This window comes from Belnapia sp. F-4-1, assembly GCF_000802185.1.
Classification (GTDB): domain Bacteria; phylum Pseudomonadota; class Alphaproteobacteria; order Acetobacterales; family Acetobacteraceae; genus Belnapia.
On the sequence record NZ_KN676113.1, the window covers coordinates 4,167,358 to 4,183,863 of the forward strand.

Genomic DNA, 16,506 nt, shown 5'->3' on the forward strand with positions numbered 1-16,506 from the left:
CCGGGGCCATGCGTCAAGGCGATGGGGGAGTTCTAAGCCAGGGGGCGCCTGTGCTATCGTTTGCGTGTGGCGAGGAAAGGCCGGCCGTGTTCTAGCTCTTCCCGCGCAACGGCGACCGAGGCCCGGGCGCCGGTCGGCAGGTCGGTGCGGCGCCAGGACGGGCGGCGTCGCTTCGGTTGGGGAAGGCGATAGGACAGGGATGCAGCAGCAGACGGCCTTGCGGCGCGACGAATCCGAGGGCCAGCCATGACTGCCCGGATTCTCGTGGTCGATGACATCGCCGCCAATCTGCGGTTGCTCGAAGCCAAGCTGCTGAACGAGTATTACGATGTCGCCCTGGCCGCTTCGGGCCCGGAGGCGCTGGCCACCGCCGCCCGCTGGTCACCCGACGTCATCCTGCTCGACGTGATGATGCCCGGGATGGACGGCTACGAGGTCTGCCGCCGCCTCAAGGAGAACGGCGTGACGGCGCATATGCCCGTCGTCATGATCACCGCCCTGATCGACCCGGTGGAGCGCGTCCGCGGCCTCGAGGCCGGGGCGGACGACTTCCTGTCGAAGCCGGTCGACGACGCGACGCTCTTCGCCCGGCTCCGCGCCCTGCTGCGGGTCAAGCAGGTGCAGGACGCCTGGCGCCTTCGCTCCGACACCGCCCGCGACCTCGGCATCGAGCCGCAGCCCGACCCCTCGCCGAGCATCGAGGGCGCCGAGGTCCTCGTCCTCTCCGAGCAGGCGGCGGAAGCCGCCCAGGTCGCCGTCATCCTAGGCGCCGATGGTGTCACGGTGGAGACCGCGACCGACCCGGAGACCGCCCGCCGCATCCTGGCCGACGGCAATTTCGACCTCGCCGTGCTCTGCCTGCCGGGGGAGGGAGGAGATGTGCTGCGCCTCGCCTCCCGCCTCCGCGCCCAGGGCGCGACCCGGGACCTGCCGGTGCTGCTCGCCGCCGATGTCAGCCAGCGCGGGCTGGTGCTGCGGGGCTTCGACCTCGGCGCCAACGACCATGTGCTTCGCCCCATCGATCCGAACGAGCTGCGTGCCCGGGCGCGCAACCAGATTCGCCGCAAGCGCTACCAGGAGCGGCTGCGGGCCGATCTCGACCGGTCGCTGGAGATGGCGGTCACCGACCCGCTGACGGGCCTACGCAACCGCCGCTACGTGCGCCGCCACATGGAGGGCGTGCTGCGCGGGACGGACGCGGCCGTGCTGATGCTCGACGTCGACCGCTTCAAGTCGATCAACGACAATTACGGCCACCCGGCGGGCGATGCGGCGCTGAAGGAGGTGGCGAAACGCCTGAAATCCCATCTCCGCGCCGCGGATGTAGTGGCCCGCTACGGTGGCGAGGAATTCATGGTGGTGCTCACCGGCGCACCGACCGACTACGCCACCGCGGTGGCGGAGCGGCTGCGCCTGGCAATCGCCGCCGATCCTTTCGACATTGCCGGGCTCTCGCTCCCCATCACGGCGAGTTTCGGCCTCGCCATCGCCACCACCGGCACTAGCGTGAACACTGTCGTCGCAGCAGCCGATGCTGCCCTCTACCGGGCCAAGCAGGGCGGCCGGAACCGGGTGGAGCAGGCGGGGCCGGAGGATTTCACCGACGGCGACGAAGGCAAGGCGTGAATCGGCAAGGGCGGGCGCCTCACGGCCCCGCCCCTCGCTTCGCCGACAGGCTCAGGCCAGCTTACTTGATCTTGGCTTCGCGGAAGACGACGTGCTTGCGCGCGACGGGATCGTATTTCTTCAGTTCCAGCTTGCCAGTGGTGTTCCGGACATTCTTCTTGGTCACGTAGAAGAAGCCGGTCTCGGCGCTGCTGACGAGCTTGATCTGGATGGTGTTCGACTTGGCCATGGCGAAGCCCGTGAATCCTGCAATGTCGGAAGGGGTCGCACCGTAGCTTCCCGCGCCCAAAGGTCAAGCGAAAGGGTTACCGCCAGAAGGGATCGGCCCCCAGCAACTCGTCCCAGGCCTCCAGCGCATGCCGACGGGCGCGACCGGTGCGGGCGGCGGCGAAGCCTTCGACCGCGCCCACCGCCCAGGCCGGCACTCCGGGGCCGAGCGAGCCGACCAGCCCCCGCGCCACGGAGACGTCGTTCGCCAGGCCGAGCTCCTCCTGCAGCGCCGCCAGCCGGCGGAGGAAGCGTCGCGCGGGCTTCCCCGGCCAAAGCGGGGCGAAGAGCTCCGCCGCATAGCGCAGCCGCTTGGCATCCAGCCGGACCTCGTGCAGCGCCTCGGCGCCATGCTCGGCGATGTCCTCGCCGCGCTTGCGCAGGCGGTGCCAGCGCTTGTCGAGGAGGACGCCGGCGAATTCCGTAAGCGGCTGATCGAGCAGCGCCGATTGCTCCGGCGGCCCGGCCCGCCAGGGGCGGAGCAGCATCAGCCCGAGTCCCGCTAGCACCAGCCGCGGGAAGACCGGCCCGTCCAGCATGCGCCGGAGCGCGACATAGGCTTCCTGCCGGCGCGTCTCGCCCGCCTTCAGCAGGGCCAGCAGCCGTCGGTCGTCGCCGATCGCCTCCGCCGCGGTGGCGCCAGTGCCGGCAAGGAAGACATCCCAGTCGCGTGCCGGACCGAGGGCGGTCGCCAGGGCGCGCAGTCCCTGGTCGAATTCCTTGACCTCCGGGCAGGCGGCGGCCGCGCCGAAGGATTTCAGCACCGAGCGCAGGCGGCGCAGGGCGACGCGGGTCTGGTGCACTCCTTCCGGCCCCGCCCCGAGCCGGCAGCCCGGGGCATGGCCGAGCATCACCTCCAGCAGATGGCCAAGGGCGGCGAGCAAAGCCTCCTCCACCGTCGCCGCACCGGCGAGCACCGGCGGGCCGCGGCGGCGCGGGCGGGGCGACTCGCCCCGGGCGAGGGCGCGGCCCTCCTCGGCGAGGCTGGCGATGGGCGGTAACGGGTGCAGGTCGGCAAGCGCTGCCGCGCGGGCAAGCACGGCGGCCGTCGTGCCCCGCAGGGTCAGCCGGGCGACGGGCATCTCGGCGGCGACGGCGCGCAGCTTGCCGGTCAGCAGCTCCGCCTCCACCTCGCCGAGGGCGATGAGGCTGCGCCGGCCACTGAAGGCGGCAATCGGGACCAGGGTGGCCGCCTCCTCGGACGGCGCCTCCAACTCCTCCGGCGGCTGCCCAGGGCACCAGCTCGCGCCCGGGGCCGGCATGGCGCGCAGCAGCCGGCGCAGGCCGCGGCGGTTGGATTCGAGGGCCAGGCCCTCGGTTGCCAGCGCGCCATCGGCGGTGTCCAGCCAGATCAGCTCCTCCGCCGAGCTCTTGGTGCGCCCGGCCCGGGCCGAGGCGATCGCACCATGCCGCGACAGGCGCTGCGCCGCTTCGGGATCGAGAGCGAATTCCAGCACGAGCTGCGCTGCCGCTTCCCCGGCGGGGCTCGACTCGCTTTGCATGTCCATCGCGGGATCAGGGGTCTCGAAGCGGCTCAGGCGGGCACCTCTGCGGCAGGAAGGTCACGGGGAGCGATGAAGCGCACCAAACGCGCCCCACCCCGGTCGAGTTGGCGCCAGGCCGAGGCGATGGTGAACTCGGCCAGCGCCCCGGTCGGATAGGCTTCCGCCAGGCGGCGCGCGTCCACCCCGCCGCGGGCCAGCGCCTCGGGGCCGGCCAACTCCACGGCCAATTCGTGCAGGCCGGGGTTGTGGCCGATCAGCAGCAGGCTGCGGGCCGTCTCCGGCGCCTGGCGCAGCTCGTCCAGCAGCCGCGGCCAAGGGGCGAGGTAGAGGGCATCCATCGGCTCGACCAGCGCCCCATCCTCGAAGGGCGTCAGCGCTTCGAGCGTCTGCAGGGTGCGGCGGGCCGAGGAGACCAGCACGATATCGGGCGAAAGGCCCAGTTCGCGCATGGCCTCGGCCATGGCCGCGGCGGAGCGTCGACCGCGCGCATTGAGCGGGCGGGCATGGTCGGAGAGGCCCGGATCGTCCCAGGAGGACTTCGCGTGCCGCAGCAGCAGGAGCTGGCGCATCGTGGCCAATCCTGCCACGGCTCGCGCCGCTTGTCCTGCCCCTTCGGCGCGAACGGCCCCGCGGCCTCAGTCCACCCGCCCGATCCGGCGCACTGCCTGCACGAGACGGGCGCTGTCGGTGCGGAAAAACTCTTCGAAGGCGGTGCCGTCCCGGTAGTCGAGGGCGTTCCCGCTGGCCACTAGGGCCCGGCCGGTCTCCGCCTCGGCCGCCACCGCGGCCATGGCCGCGCGCAGCGCCTCGCGGATCGGCGCCGGCGTGCCGGCGGGGACGAAGATGCCGGCCCAGATGTAGTACTCCGCCTCCCTGAAGCCGCGCTCGATCAGCGTCGGCACCTCCGGCATTCCGGCCGGTCGACGGGCGCCCCAGCTGGCCAGCGCGCGCAACCGCCCCTCGCGCAGATGCGGCGCGACCGGCCCGGGCCCGCTCGCCAGCGCCTGCACCTGCCCGGCGAGCAGCGCGGTCAGCGCCGGTGCCCCGCCCTGGAACGGCACATGCAGCAGCTCCACCTCGGCCGCCTTGGCCAGCATCGCCATCGGCACATGCAGCGCCGAGTAGTTGCCGGAGGAGGAGTAGCTGATCCGCCCCGGCCGTGCCCTGGCGTCGGCCAGGAATTCCTCGAGGCTCTGCCAGGGCGAGGCGGCCGGCACCACCAGCAGGGTCGGGTCGGCGGTGAAGAGTGCGATGGGCGCCAGCTGCTCCACCTCATAGGCCGGCGCCCGGCCGAAGAGGCGCGCCGCCTCCGGCAGGATGGCAAGCGAGGAAAGGGCCATCAGCAGGGTGGTGCCATCGGGCGCGGCGCGGGCGACGGAGGCATTGCCAATCTCGCCCGCAGCGCCGGCGCGGTTCACGACCGGCACCGGCTGGCGCCAGTGGCGCTCCAGCGCCGCCGCGACGGGCCGCGCCACCACATCCGCCTGCCCGCCGGGCGGGAAGGCGACGACCATGCTGACCGGGCGGCCGGGGAAGTCCTGCGCACCGGCCAGCGCCGGGAGCGCCAGACCGCCCGCCAGCACCGCCCGGCGCCTCATGCGACCGGATTCTCCAGCACGCCGATCCCCGTCACCTCGACCCTCACCACATCGCCCGCCTTGAGGAAGCGCGGCGGCTGGAAGCCGATGCCGACGCCGGCCGGCGTGCCGGTTGCGATGACGTCGCCGGGCTCCAGGGTGATGCCGGCGCTGATGGTCTCGATCAGGGTCGGGATGTCGAAGATCAGGTCGGCGACCGCCGCATCCTGCCGCTTCTCGCCGTTCACATGCGTGGTCAGCCGCAGCGCGCGCGGGTCCGGCACCTCGTCGGCCGTGAGGATTGCGGGGCCCATCGGGCAGAAGCCGTCGATCCCCTTGCCGAGGATCCATTGCCGGTGCTTGTGCTGCAAGGTCCGGGCCGTCACGTCGTTGACGATGGTGTAGCCGAAGACGTGCTGCGCCCAGTCGGCCGCCTTGATGCCGCGTCCCGCCTTGCCGATGACGACGGCCAGCTCGCCCTCGTAGTCGGTTGATCCGGTCGGGTCGAGAAAGGCCGGGATGCTGTCGCCCGGCCCGATGACGGCGGTCGGGGGCTTGCTGAACACCACGGGCGCCTCCGGCACCACCTCCTTCGCGGTGGCGTCGAAGCCCGAGCCGGCGAATTCCTTGGCATGCTCGTGGTAGTTCTTGCCAACGCAGAAGATGTTCTTCGCCGGGCGCGGAATCGGCGCCAACAGCACCGCATCCTCCACCACCGGCGCCTGCGCGGCCGCGGCCCGGGCGCGCTTCAGCATGCCCTCGCCGCCGGCGATGAGCGCCGGCATGTTGTCCCAGGAGACCTGCCCATCCGCGGCGGAAAGGTCGAGCACCGCCCCGTCCGCCCGCAGCGCGCCCACCCTGCCGCCGGCCCAGCCGCCCCGCTTATAGGTCACCAACCGCATGCCGCGTCCTCCCACCCTGTTCCCGATGAAGCAGAATCAGCCGGGCTGGGCCAGCGGTATCGTGGCGGCCTGCTCCAGCGCCCGCGCCCCGCGCAGCACCAGGTCGTCGCGGTAGAGCGCGGCGGCGAGCTGCACCGCGCGCGGCATCCCGTGTTCGTCGAGGCCGACCGGCACGGCGATCGCGGGCTGCCGCGTCAGGTTGAAGCCGAAGGTCCAGGGTGCCCAGTCGCGGCACAGCGCCTCGGCCGGGCGGATGGTCGGCTGGTCGGCGGCGAAGGCGGCGGTCGGCGTCGCCGGGCAGAGCATCAGGTCGAAGCGCTGGTGGAAGCGCGCCGCCGCATGCGCCGCCTCGATCCTGAGCGCCTCGGCGCCGAGGAAATCGACCGCGCTCATCCCCGCCTCGCGCCCGGCGAGCTCAGCGAGCCCCGCATCCAGCAAGCCGCGCCGCTCCTCCGGGATCGAGGCCACCAGCCGCGCCAGCGCCACGCCCCAGACCCGGCCGAAGATCGCCCGCGTATCCGGCAATCCGGGGTCCGCCTCCTCGACGACGGCGCCCTGCTCCTCCAGCAATTGTGCCGCGCCGGTGAGCGCCGCCTCGCCATCGGCATCGAGCGGCGGGCCGAAGCCGAGCCGCCGCACCAGCCCGACCCGCATGCCGGCGACGCCCTGCTCCAGGCCCTGCCGCCAGTCCCGCGCCTCGTCCGGCAAGCTGAAGGGATCGCGCAGGTCGTGCTGCGCCATGGCCGAGAGCATCAGCGCCGCATCCCGCACCGTCCGCGTCATTGGCCCCGCGACGGCGACATGGGCGAAGGCGCCGAGCGGCCATTGCGGCACCCGCCCGAAGGACGGCTTCAGCCCGACGAGGCCGCAGAAGGCGGCCGGGATGCGGATGGAGCCGCCCGCATCCGTGCCAATATGGAGCGGCCCGAAGCAGGCCGCGCCGGCCGCTCCGGCACCCGAGGAGGAGCCGCCCGGCGTCCGCTCGCGGTTCCAGGGATTGCGGGTGATGCCGTGCAGCGGGCAGTCGCCGGGCGACTTCCAGCCGAATTCCGTGGTGGTGGTCTTGCCCAGGATGACGGCGCCGGCCGCCTTCAACCCGAGCACGGAGGGCGCATCCTCCGTCGCCGGCGTCGCATCGGTCGTCTTGCTGCCCCGCCGTGTCGGGAAGCCGGTGAGGTTCAGCAGGTCCTTCACCGTGGTCGGCACGCCATCGAGCAGCCCCATCGGCCGCCCGGCCATCCAGCGCGCCTCGCTCTCGCCCGCGGCCTGGAGGGCGCGCGGGTTCATGGTGGCGAAGGCATTGACCCAGGGGTTGTAGCGGGCCACCCGCTCCATCACCGCCTTCAACACCTCCACGGGGCTGAGCGCCCGCCGCGCATAAAGCGCGAGCAGGGTCTCGGCGGACATCAGGGCGGGATCGGTTTCGGTCATGCGTCACCTCGGGCAGGCCGCCAATCTGGACCCGCCCAAGGCGGGCGGCTAGGCCGCCAGCTTCACATGGCTGCGGCACCGCATCAGCGGCTGGATGCGCGTGCCGAAATTCTCCATTCCCACCAGGAAGTCGTCGAAGGTGAGCATGATGCCCTTCACCCCCGGCATCGCCGCCGCCTCGTCCAGCATGCGGGCGATGCTGGCATAGGAGCCAACCAGCGTACCCATGTTGAAATTGATCGGCGAGGGCGAGCGCTGGATCGCCGCCGCCATCGAGGTCGATTCCGTGTTCACATCGGCTGCGGCATGGCCCAGCAGATGCGCCAGCGCTTCGCGGTCGGCGCCCCGGTTGTAGAGGTCCCATTTCGCCATCGCCGCCTCGTCGGTCTCGTCGGCGATGACCATGTAAAGGATGTAGGAGCCGACATCGCGCCCCGTCTTCTCGGCGGCCTGCAGCATGCGCCGCGGCACGTCGATGCATTTCTGCGGCTCGTTCACCCCCTCGCCCAGGGCGAAGTTGAAGTCACAGTAGGTGGCGGCGAATTCCATCCCGCGGTCGCTCTGCCCGGCGGCGACCAGCTTGATCGGCACCGAGGGCGGCGGGCTCATCTTGCACTCGTCCATCTGGAAGAATTCGCCCTTGAAGTCGCTCGTCCCGGTTTCCCAGAGCTGCTTCATGATCTGGACGTATTCCGTGCTGTAGTCGTAGCGCCTGCCGAAATAGGCATCGCCCGGCCACAGCCCCATCTGGCTGTACTCGACCTTGTGCCAGCCGGAGACGATGTTCACCCCGAACCGCCCGCCCGAGATGCTGTCGATGGTCGTCGCCATCCGCGCCACGATCGCCGGCGGAATGGTGAGCACCGCCGTCGAGGCATAAAGCCTGATCCGCGAGGTGACGGAAGCAAGCCCCGCCATCAGCGTGAAGCTTTCCAGCCCGTGGTCCCAGAACTCCGTTGTCCCGCCGAAGCCGTGCAGCTTGATCATCGAGAGGGCGAAGTCGAGGCCGTAGCCCTCGGCCATCTGCACCACCCGCTTGTTGAGCTCGAAGCTTGGCATGTATTGCGGCGAGGTGGCCGAGATCAGCCAGCCATTGTTGTTGATCGGGATGAAGACGCCGATATCCATGGGCACGCCCCTCTGCGTTGAGCCGCAGAGGGGAAGGCAATCCTCATGCCATGGCTTTCAGCTCGCCACGATGTTGAACTGTCGGGCAATACCGGTCCAGGTGGCGATGTTCTCCTTCATGATGGCGACGAAATCGGCACCGAGCGGTGGCGGATTGCGCGGCAGCGTCACCAGTTCCTCGCACCGGGTGCGGAGCACGGGCGTCTCCAGCAGCGGCGGGATCAGCGCTGTCACCCGCTCGGCGATCGGCGCCGGCAGGCCTTTCGGCGCCGAAAGACCGAGCCACTGGCTCGAGGTCAGCTTGCCATAGCCCTGCTCGGCGAAGGTCGGTATGTCCGGCATCTGCGCCAGACGCTGCGGCGCGGAGATGCCGAGGCAGCGCAGCGTGCCATCCTTCAGCAACGCCACATTGGTGGTGATCGGGTCGATCAGGCTCTCGATGGTGCCGGCCATCAGATCCTGCATCGCCGGTGCGCTGCCGCGGTAGGGCACGTGGTCGAGGCTGGGCGCCCGCCCTTCCGCCCCGAGCATCACCCCGAGCAGATGCGGCGCCGAGCCGATGCCGGAGGAGCCATAGCGCACCGGCACGCGCCGCGCCGCCGCCAGGTACTGGTCGAGCGTCCTGTAGGGCGAGTTCGCCTTCACCAGCAGCACGTTCGGCGCCTCGACCAGCATGCCGAGATGGGTGAAGTCGGCCACCGGGTCGAAAGGCAGGCTTGGCAGCGTCGCCGTCGAGAAGACATGCACCGAGGCATGGCTGACGAGGAAGGTGTAGCCATCGGCCGGCGACTTGGCGACGAAATCGGTGCCGATCACCCCGCCGGCGCCTGCCCTGTTCTCGACGACGACGGTCTGGCCGAGCGCCTGGGCGAGCGGCGGCGCGATCAGCCGGGCTATGGTGTCAACCAGCCCGCCCGGCGGGAATTGCGCGACGAGGCGGATGGAGCCGCGTCCCGGCCAGCCATTCTGCGCCCGCGCGAGGCGGGGCAGCAGGGCAGGGGCGGCGAGGGCGGCCAGTAGGTGTCGGCGGTGCATGCTCTGCGCTCCTTTGCAGCAGGGCGCAGGCAGATTGCCGTCGGATGACGCAATGGTCATGTTCCGGAACCTGCCTTGCCCTTGGGCAAGGCGGGAGGAGCAAGGAGCGTGCCGCGGCTGTAGCCGCCGGATTCCTTGGATCGAGGTTCGTCCTAGGCCGCGACTGCTCCGCTCCAGGGCGTCATCGCATCGCTGATCCCGGTCGCCTCGCCGCCCGGGTCGCGGCGGATGAGGTTTGGGCAAGCGAAGTTGAGCGGCAGCACGGCGTGCTCCACGATCGTCGGGGTGCCGGGCAGGGCGGCCAGCACCTCGGGCGGCAGGCGCCGGTCGGCGGTGACGCCCTCCGGCCCGGAAACGTCGATCCGCGGATGATGCGCCGCCGCCTCCGGCTCCATCCCGAATTCGGCGACGAAGGAGAGCAGCTGCAGCACCGCCGCGAGGATGCGCCGCCCGCCCGAGGCGCCTGCCGCGATCTCCGGCTGGTCGCCCGAGGCGAGGATGATGGGCGACATGTTGGTCAGCGGCCGCTTGCCGGGAGCGATGGCATTCGGCGTTCCCGGCTGCGGGTCGAACCACATGACGCCGTTGTTCATCAGCACGCCGGAGCGCGGCAGCACGACGCGGCTGCCCATGGAGGAAAGCAGGGTCGTCGTCACCGCCACCATCATGCCGTCCTTGTCGCAGGCGGTCAGGTGGGTCGTGCAGGTTTCGGCGCCCTCGGGCTCGGCATCGCCGAGGCCGGCGAGCCGCTCGGCATAGGCGGCCTGCATGGCGCGGGCGAAGCTCGCATACCAGGCGGCCGTGGGTTCCGGGCCGAGCGGGACATCGGCCATCAGCTCCAGCACCCTCCGCATGGTCGGCGCCGCGGTCAGCCCATTCGAGAGCATGAGGGTACGCCCGCGCCAGGGCACGGCGACGGCTGGCTTCACCCTCGCGCGGCAGCCGGCGAGGTCGGCGGCGGAGAGCACGCCGCCCATCTCCCGCACATCGTCGGCGATCTGCGCGGCGATCTCGCCCTCGTAGAAGTCACGCAGCCCGGCCTGTTGCAGACGCTCCAGCGTCGCCGGCAGGTTGCCGAGCGGGAAGAAGCCCGGCGCCCCTTGATAGGGCGTCGTCGGCGGCAGGCCGTTCGGCAGGTAGATGCGGGCGCTCTCCGGGTAAAGGCGCAGCACGCTGGCCGAGCTTGCCACCTTCAGCGTGGTGTACCAGTCGGCCGGCAGGCCGCGCCGGGCCAGGGCGACGGCCGGGGCCAGGACCTCGCGGATCGGCAGCCGCCCATGCCGCTCATGCAGCAACGCATAGCCGGCGACGGCGGAGGGGATGACGAAGGAGAGCGGGCCATGGATGTTGCGGTCCCCCTCCACCTCGGGCCAGGAGAAGAGGTCCTGCTTCATCCGCCCGGTCAGCGGGAAGGCGGAAGCGTCGAGCCCGGCGGGCGCGACGGGGCCGAAATCGATGGTCTCGGCGGGCACCATCCCCGGCTTCATCACCTGAGCGAAGCCGATGCCGCCGAGGCCGCTGTTCCAGGGCTCGAGCGTGGCGAGGGCAAAAGCGGCGGCAACGGCGGCATCGGCCGCGGTGCCGCCGGCGCGCAGCATGGCGGCACCGGCCTCCGCCGCCACTTTCACCTGGGAGACGACGACGCCCCCGGCGCCGCTCGCGGCCGGCTTGCGAAGGGACCAGTTCTGGCTCTGGTGATCGGGCAGGGGGAAGGCATCCGTCATCGCGGCAACTCCGGTGGTCGGCGTGCCGTCATCGTCCCGCCATGGCCTGGATGCCGCAATCCCCTAAGACCACCTATCGGGACCGGCGCCCGCCCGACGCCCTTCGGCAGATTTGCGGCGGGAAGGCGTGCGAGGGCTGGGCGTTGAGCGGGAAGCCCGGCCTCCCGCGCAGCTGCGAAGCGGCTCCGTGGAGAATTTCACAGCCCGGCCGGGGGCCGCCGCCGCTCCTCCAGCACCGCCTCGAAATCGAAGGTGAGGTTCCAGCCCACATGCGCCTCGAGCGCGGCCAGGGCCTTGGCCTCATCTCCGGCAGCGAGGGCGGCGATCAGCACGCCATGCTCCGCCTCCGGTGCCTCCGGCACCCTGGTTTGCTGGGCAAGCCCCCAGATCACCGCAAGCTGCCGAGCGAGGCTTTGCCACAGGGCGAGCAGGGGCGCGTTGCCGGAGACTCGGCACAACTCGGCATGAAAATCGCCATCGGCCAGCACGATCAGCGCCGGATCGCCGAGCTCCGCCGCTTGGCGATAGCCCATGGCGGCGACCTCGAGCCCCTCGAAGCGCTCGGCGCCGCCCGGCTGGCGCAAGGCTTCCCGCACGGCGAGCGACTCGAGGGCGAACCTCACCCGCATCAGCGCGGCGACGCCAGCATTCGTCACCTGCATCAACCGCATCCCTTTGTAGGGAGTGCTGACGACGATCCCCTGGCTTTCCAGCAGCCGCAGTGCCTCGCGGACCGGGACGCGGCTGATGCCGAGGTCACGGGCGATTTCCGCCTCGACGAGCCTGTCGCCGGGCAGGAAAAGTCCGCGGGCGGCGGCGGCGACGATGGCCTCGGCCGCCTGCTCCACCATCGTCCGCGGCTGGACGGGGGACAGGCGTCGGGGTTCAGCCAGGGCAATGACCATGCTTTCGGACGCGTCCTGGTGCGCCCGATGGTCCGGAACAGCCACGTGGTGATCCCCGTTAAATCGCGAAGAACTGAAGTTTAAATTCAACTCATTGGTTTGTGAAGATCGCTTACGGATCGAATTTGGCGAACGGTACCAGCTTGTTGCATTTAAACATCAAGTCAAGCCCCGCTGCCCTTGTCTTCGCCGCCGTGGCAGTCTCGCCGAGGTGGAGGGCAGCATGGTCGAGGATGCGGATCGCGCGGAATTCGGAATCGAGGGTGACTGGGCGGTTGTCCGGCGGCACCGAATCCGCTGGTCGGAGTGCGACCAGTATGCCCATGCCAACAACACCGCCTACCTCGCCCTCTGCGAGGATCTTCGCGTGTCCCACTGGCTTTCGCTCGGCGGCCGATTTGCCGTCGGCGAGCCGGGGCCGGTCGTCGCGCAGATGGAGGTGCGTTACCTCCAATCGCTTGCCTTCGACGATGCGGTCGCCGTCACCATGCGGCCCGCGGCGCTGCGCCGCAGCAGCCTGACCCAGGACTATGCGATCTGGAAGGCTGGGCTCGTCTTCACCTGCCGCGCCGTACTGGTCCTCATCCGCCATGGCAGCGGGGAGAAGGTGTCGATCCCGCCGGCGATGCGGGCGGCGCTGATCGGGCAGGGCGCGGTGGAGGACGCCTGAGCCCCGCGGCCGGCGCCGCTCCGGCCTTCAGAGGCCTCGCTCGGCCCGCGTCGCGGCGAGGTCGTCCTCGATGAAGCCTTGGATGATCTCCTCCAGCGATTCCTGCTCCGAGAAGCCGAGCAGCCGCCGTGCCCGCTCCGCGGTGAAGCTCGCCGGCCAGCCCCCGACGATCGCCTCGATTGCCGCATCCGGGACATGCTTCACCAGCGCCCGCGCCTCCGGCCCCGCGACGCTCTCCAGCGCGCTCAGCATCTTGCCGACCGTCGCACTCCGCCCTGGCGGGTTGATGCCGCGGTCGAGCCCGAGCGGCGCCGTGTCCATCGCCATCGCATGCAGGAACCAGTCGACCGCCCGCCGCGGCGAGCAGATCCAGACCGCGAATTCCTCCGGCACCGGCAACTCGGTCGAGAGGCCCAGCAACGGCTCCCGCAGGATTGCCGAAACGAAGGAGGAGGCCGCCTTGTTCGGCCGCCCCGGCCGCACGATCACCGTCGGCAGGCGCAGGCTGACCGCATCCAGCATCCCCCGCCGCGAGGCATCCTGCAGCAGCAGCTCGGCCGCCGCCTTCTCCGCCCCATAGCTGTTGCCGGGAAGCTGCCGCGCATCGTCCTCCAGCCGCGCCTCCTGCCCGCCGCCGAAGCTGGCCACGGAGGAGGTGAAGACCACCCTGGGCGGAGTGGCGAGCCGCCGGCACGCCTCTATCACCGCCAGCGTGCCATGCAGGTTCACCCGCATCCCCAGCTCGTAATCCGACTCCGCCTGGGCCGAAACCACGGCCGCCAGATGCACCACCACCCGCGTCCCATCGGGAATGGCCGCCGCCACCTGCTCCGGGTCCGCCACATCGCCGCCGAGGCACCGGACGGGAAAGGGGGCCTCCATCGCCGGCGGGGCGTGCAGGTCGAACAGGGTGAGGCCCGAGATCGCCTCATCGCCAAGCTTGCCCTCGCGCGCCAGCCGCGCCGCCAGCTTGCGGCCGAGGAACCCGCCCCCGCCCAGGATGGTGATCTGCATGGCGCTCTCCCGATCTTGCGCCGATAGATGTCGCCCCGCCCCCGTCCGCGCGCAAGCCGCCAGTGGCGGCGGGGCAGGGACGGCGCGATAACCCCCGCATGAGCATCCCGAACCGCCCCTTCCGCCTGATCCTCAACCGCCACCACGGCACGCCCGGCGTTGTCGTGCTGCCCGAGGGCGGCTTCCGCCGGGCACGCGAGGAGATCGCCGCCTGGGAGGGCTACGCGCCGACCCCGCTCGTCGCGCTGGAGGATGTGGCGAAGGCCGCCCGCCTCACCGCCATCCACTGGAAGGACGAGGGTGGCCGCTTCGGCTTGGGCAGCTTCAAGGCCCTCGGCGGCGCCTATGCCGTGATGAAGCTGCTCCAGGCCGAGCTGGCCAAGCGCGGCACCGCCAATTCCGCGACCGCCGTCGAGCTTACCGACGGCACCTACCGCGAGGCGACGCGCGCCATCACCGTCACCTGCGCGACCGACGGCAACCACGGCCGCAGCGTCGCCTGGGGCGCGGAGCGCTTCGGCGCTTCTTGCGTCATCTTCGTCCATGAGGGGGTGAGCCAGGGCCGCCGCGACGCGATCGCCCGCTACGGCGCCGAGATCCGCGTGGTCCCCGGCACCTATGACGATGCCGTGCGCGTCGCCCAGCGCGAGGCGACCGAGAAGGGCTGGCACGTCGTCTCCGACACCTCCTATGCCGGCTACACGGAAGTCCCCCGCGACGTCATGCAAGGCTACCGCCTGATGGCGGAGGAGGCGGCGGAGTCCATTCCCGCCCCGCCCACCCATGTCTTCATCCAGGGCGGCGTCGGCGGTCTGGCGGCGGCGGTCTCGGTGCAGATGCGCGCCCGCTACGGGCTGGAAGGCCCCCGCATCGTCGTCGTCGAGCCGGAGCGCGCCGCCTGCCTCATGGCCAGCGCCGAGGCCGGCGAGCCCGTCTCCATCGAGGGCGAGCTGGACACGCTGATGGCCGGCCTCGCCTGCGGCGAGCCGAGCCTGCTCGCCTGGCAGGAGCTGGAGCGCGCCGGCTTCGCCTTCATGGCTATCCCCGATGCCAGCGCCGTGGACTGCATGCGCCTGCTCGCCCGCCGCCAGCCGAAGCTGGTCGCCGGCGAGAGCGCCGTCGCCGGCCTTGCCGGCCTGCTGCTGGCCGCGCGCGAGCCTTTCGCCCGCGGCGCGCTCGGCCTCACCCCCGAGAGCCGCGTCCTGCTCTTCGGCACCGAGGGCGCGACCGACCCCGAGCTCTACGAGAAACTGACCGCCTGACCGGCTTGCCGCGCCACACGGCCTTCATCTATCTGTCACAGGACTGGCACGAAGCCGCAACCTGGCGCCGCTAACCCGCGGCCCCGGTAACGAGATCGATTGGGAGAAGTCACGTATGAGGCGCCGTTTCCTGGCCCAGGCCAGCCTGGCCGCCGCGGCCATCGCCGCCACCCGCCCCGCCCGCGCCCAGGCGCCGGTCGAGATTCAGTTCTGGCACGGCCTGGCGCAGCCGCTCGGCGGCCAGCTCGAGGAGATCGTCGCCGCCTTCAACGCCTCGCAGAGCGGCGTGAAGGTCGTCCCCTCCTTCCGCGGCTCCTACCCGGAGACGATGGTCGCCGCCATCGCCGCCTTCCGTGCTAATGCCGCGCCGCATGTCGTGCAGATGTTCGAGGTCGGCACCGGCACGATGATGGCCGCCGGCCGCGCGGTGAAGCCGGTCCATGAGCTTCTCTCGGAGTCCGGCGTCAGCATCGACTTCAACGACTACCTCCCCGCGGTGCGCGGCTACTACCAGGCCTCGGACGGGCGGCAGATGAGCATGCCGTTCAACAGCTCCACCGCGACGATGTTCTACAACAAGGACCACTTCAAGCGCGCCGGCCTCGACCCGGAGATGCCGCCCAAGACTTGGGAAGAGCTGGCCGAGGCGATCAAGAAGCTGAAGGCCGCCGGCATCGCCAGCCCGATGACCACCTCCTGGCCCGCCTGGGTCCAGGTGGAGCAGGTCTCCGCCATCCACAACATCCCGCTCGCCAGCCTCGGCAACGGCTTCGACGGCCTCGGCGCCACCATGCAGGTGAACAACCCGCTGATGGTCCGCCACATGAACAACCTGATCGCTTGGCAGAAGGACGGGCTGTTCAAGTATGGCGGCCGCGACAACGCCGCCGACGCGCTCTTCCCGGCCGGCGAGGTCAGCCTCACCATGGCCTCCTCCAGCCTCCGCGCCCGCCTGCTGCGCGAGTCGCGCTTCGCCTGGGGCACCGCGATGCTGCCTTACTACAGCGATGTCGCCGGCGCGCCGCGCAACAGCATCATCGGCGGCGCCAGCTTCTGGGCATTGAACCGTGGTCCCTCCGGCGGGCGCAACGCCGCCGAGTGGAAGGGCGTCGCGGAGTTCTACCGCTACCTCAGCCAGCCCGAGATCGACGCCAAGTGGCACATGGACACCGGCTACGTCCCGGTCCGCCGCGCCAGCTACCAGGTGGCGAAGTCGCAGGGCTTCTACGAGAAGAACCCCGGCACCGAAGTCGCTATCGAGCAGCTCCTCCGCGGCGGCGATACCACGCCGAACACCCGCGGCATCCGCCTCGGCGGCTATGTCGAGATCCGCAACATCATCCAGGAGGAGATGGAGAAGTCCTTCCAGGGCCAGCAGAATGGCCAGCAGGCGATGGAGGCGGTGACGCAGCGGGCGAACACGGTGCTCCGCAACTTCGAGCGCCAGAACCGCGGCTGAT

General features: G+C 70.9%; 15 protein-coding genes. 4 read left to right on the plus strand and 11 right to left on the minus strand.

The window, feature by feature from the left end:
- Positions 1-246: 246 nt before the first annotated feature.
- Positions 247-1,626 carry a PleD family two-component system response regulator gene (locus LH62_RS19630; protein WP_043363726.1) on the plus strand — a complete coding sequence of 460 codons (1,380 nt, stop codon included), beginning with the start codon at positions 247-249 and terminating at the stop codon, positions 1,624-1,626.
- A gap of 61 nt (positions 1,627-1,687) precedes the next feature.
- Here the strand turns inward: LH62_RS19630 and rpmG are convergent, their stop codons facing one another.
- The 10 genes from rpmG to LH62_RS19680 form a co-directional block, all read right to left on the minus strand.
- Positions 1,688-1,855, minus strand: a complete 168-nt coding sequence (rpmG, locus tag LH62_RS19635) for a 50S ribosomal protein L33 (RefSeq protein WP_043342217.1) — start codon at positions 1,853-1,855, stop codon at positions 1,688-1,690.
- Positions 1,856-1,931: 76 nt separating this feature from the next.
- Positions 1,932-3,401 (minus strand): CHAD domain-containing protein, encoded by a 1,470-nt coding sequence (locus LH62_RS28585; protein WP_052214719.1) that lies wholly within the window; start codon positions 3,399-3,401, stop codon positions 1,932-1,934.
- Positions 3,402-3,427: 26 nt separating this feature from the next.
- Positions 3,428-3,967: a histidine phosphatase family protein gene (locus LH62_RS19645; protein WP_043363727.1), complete on the minus strand. Its 540-nt coding sequence runs from the start codon at positions 3,965-3,967 to the stop codon at positions 3,428-3,430.
- A 66-nt stretch (positions 3,968-4,033) separates the two neighbouring features.
- A complete protein-coding gene (locus LH62_RS19650; protein ID WP_043363728.1) occupies positions 4,034-4,996 on the minus strand; it encodes a tripartite tricarboxylate transporter substrate binding protein in 963 nt (320 codons plus the stop codon).
- Positions 4,993-5,877: a fumarylacetoacetate hydrolase family protein gene (locus tag LH62_RS19655; protein WP_043363729.1), complete on the minus strand. Its 885-nt coding sequence runs from the start codon at positions 5,875-5,877 to the stop codon at positions 4,993-4,995. Before LH62_RS19655 ends, LH62_RS19650 begins: the two co-directional genes overlap by 4 nt.
- Positions 5,878-5,913: 36 nt before the next feature.
- A complete protein-coding gene (locus LH62_RS19660) occupies positions 5,914-7,308 on the minus strand; it encodes an amidase (protein ID WP_043363730.1) in 1,395 nt (464 codons plus the stop codon).
- Positions 7,309-7,356: 48 nt separating this feature from the next.
- Complete coding sequence (gene rutA, locus LH62_RS19665) at positions 7,357-8,436, minus strand: pyrimidine utilization protein A (protein ID WP_043363732.1); 1,080 nt, start codon at positions 8,434-8,436, stop codon at positions 7,357-7,359.
- 57 nt (positions 8,437-8,493) lie between these two features.
- Positions 8,494-9,471, minus strand: coding sequence for a tripartite tricarboxylate transporter substrate binding protein (locus LH62_RS19670; RefSeq protein ID WP_043363733.1), 978 nt, complete (start codon positions 9,469-9,471; stop codon positions 8,494-8,496).
- 152 nt (positions 9,472-9,623) lie between these two features.
- Positions 9,624-11,195: a gamma-glutamyltransferase gene (locus LH62_RS19675; RefSeq protein ID WP_052214720.1), complete on the minus strand. Its 1,572-nt coding sequence runs from the start codon at positions 11,193-11,195 to the stop codon at positions 9,624-9,626.
- A 197-nt stretch (positions 11,196-11,392) separates the two neighbouring features.
- Entirely contained in the window at positions 11,393-12,100 is a 708-nt protein-coding gene (locus LH62_RS19680; RefSeq protein ID WP_052214721.1) for a GntR family transcriptional regulator, read from the minus strand.
- Between the two features lie 223 nt (positions 12,101-12,323).
- On the opposite strand from LH62_RS19680, the gene LH62_RS28590 reads away from it, so the two are divergent.
- Positions 12,324-12,770 carry a thioesterase family protein gene (locus LH62_RS28590; RefSeq protein WP_052214722.1) on the plus strand — a complete coding sequence of 149 codons (447 nt, stop codon included), beginning with the start codon at positions 12,324-12,326 and terminating at the stop codon, positions 12,768-12,770.
- Between the two features lie 27 nt (positions 12,771-12,797).
- Here LH62_RS28590 and denD read toward each other — a convergent pair whose 3' ends face one another.
- Positions 12,798-13,784 (minus strand): D-erythronate dehydrogenase, encoded by a 987-nt coding sequence (gene denD / locus LH62_RS19690; protein WP_043363735.1) that lies wholly within the window; start codon positions 13,782-13,784, stop codon positions 12,798-12,800.
- 98 nt (positions 13,785-13,882) lie between these two features.
- On the opposite strand from denD, the gene LH62_RS19695 reads away from it, so the two are divergent.
- A complete protein-coding gene (locus tag LH62_RS19695; protein ID WP_043363736.1) occupies positions 13,883-15,046 on the plus strand; it encodes a diaminopropionate ammonia-lyase in 1,164 nt (387 codons plus the stop codon).
- A gap of 115 nt (positions 15,047-15,161) precedes the next feature.
- A complete protein-coding gene (gene ugpB / locus LH62_RS19700; protein ID WP_043363737.1) occupies positions 15,162-16,505 on the plus strand; it encodes a sn-glycerol-3-phosphate ABC transporter substrate-binding protein UgpB in 1,344 nt (447 codons plus the stop codon).
- Position 16,506: the final 1 nt, after the last annotated feature.

Excerpts from the sequence above, each read along its gene's own strand:
- denD (WP_043363735.1), bottom strand. The coding sequence starts at position 13,784 with ATGCAGATCACCATCCTGGGCGGGGGCGGGTTCCTCGGCCGCAAGCTG.
- LH62_RS19695 (WP_043363736.1), top strand. The coding sequence starts at position 13,883 with ATGAGCATCCCGAACCGCCCCTTCCGCCTGATCCTCAACCGCCACCAC.
- LH62_RS19675 (WP_052214720.1), bottom strand. The coding sequence starts at position 11,195 with ATGACGGATGCCTTCCCCCTGCCCGATCACCAGAGCCAGAACTGGTCC.
- LH62_RS19680 (WP_052214721.1), bottom strand. The coding sequence starts at position 12,100 with ATGGTCATTGCCCTGGCTGAACCCCGACGCCTGTCCCCCGTCCAGCCG.
- LH62_RS28590 (WP_052214722.1), top strand. The coding sequence starts at position 12,324 with ATGGTCGAGGATGCGGATCGCGCGGAATTCGGAATCGAGGGTGACTGG.
- ugpB (WP_043363737.1), top strand. The coding sequence starts at position 15,162 with ATGAGGCGCCGTTTCCTGGCCCAGGCCAGCCTGGCCGCCGCGGCCATC.
- LH62_RS19645 (WP_043363727.1), bottom strand. The coding sequence starts at position 3,967 with ATGCGCCAGCTCCTGCTGCTGCGGCACGCGAAGTCCTCCTGGGACGAT.
- rpmG (WP_043342217.1), bottom strand. The coding sequence starts at position 1,855 with ATGGCCAAGTCGAACACCATCCAGATCAAGCTCGTCAGCAGCGCCGAG.
- LH62_RS19655 (WP_043363729.1), bottom strand. The coding sequence starts at position 5,877 with ATGCGGTTGGTGACCTATAAGCGGGGCGGCTGGGCCGGCGGCAGGGTG.
- LH62_RS19630 (WP_043363726.1), top strand. The coding sequence starts at position 247 with ATGACTGCCCGGATTCTCGTGGTCGATGACATCGCCGCCAATCTGCGG.
- LH62_RS19650 (WP_043363728.1), bottom strand. The coding sequence starts at position 4,996 with ATGAGGCGCCGGGCGGTGCTGGCGGGCGGTCTGGCGCTCCCGGCGCTG.
- LH62_RS28585 (WP_052214719.1), bottom strand. The coding sequence starts at position 3,401 with ATGGACATGCAAAGCGAGTCGAGCCCCGCCGGGGAAGCGGCAGCGCAG.
- LH62_RS19670 (WP_043363733.1), bottom strand. The coding sequence starts at position 9,471 with ATGCACCGCCGACACCTACTGGCCGCCCTCGCCGCCCCTGCCCTGCTG.
- rutA (WP_043363732.1), bottom strand. The coding sequence starts at position 8,436 with ATGGATATCGGCGTCTTCATCCCGATCAACAACAATGGCTGGCTGATC.
- LH62_RS19660 (WP_043363730.1), bottom strand. The coding sequence starts at position 7,308 with ATGACCGAAACCGATCCCGCCCTGATGTCCGCCGAGACCCTGCTCGCG.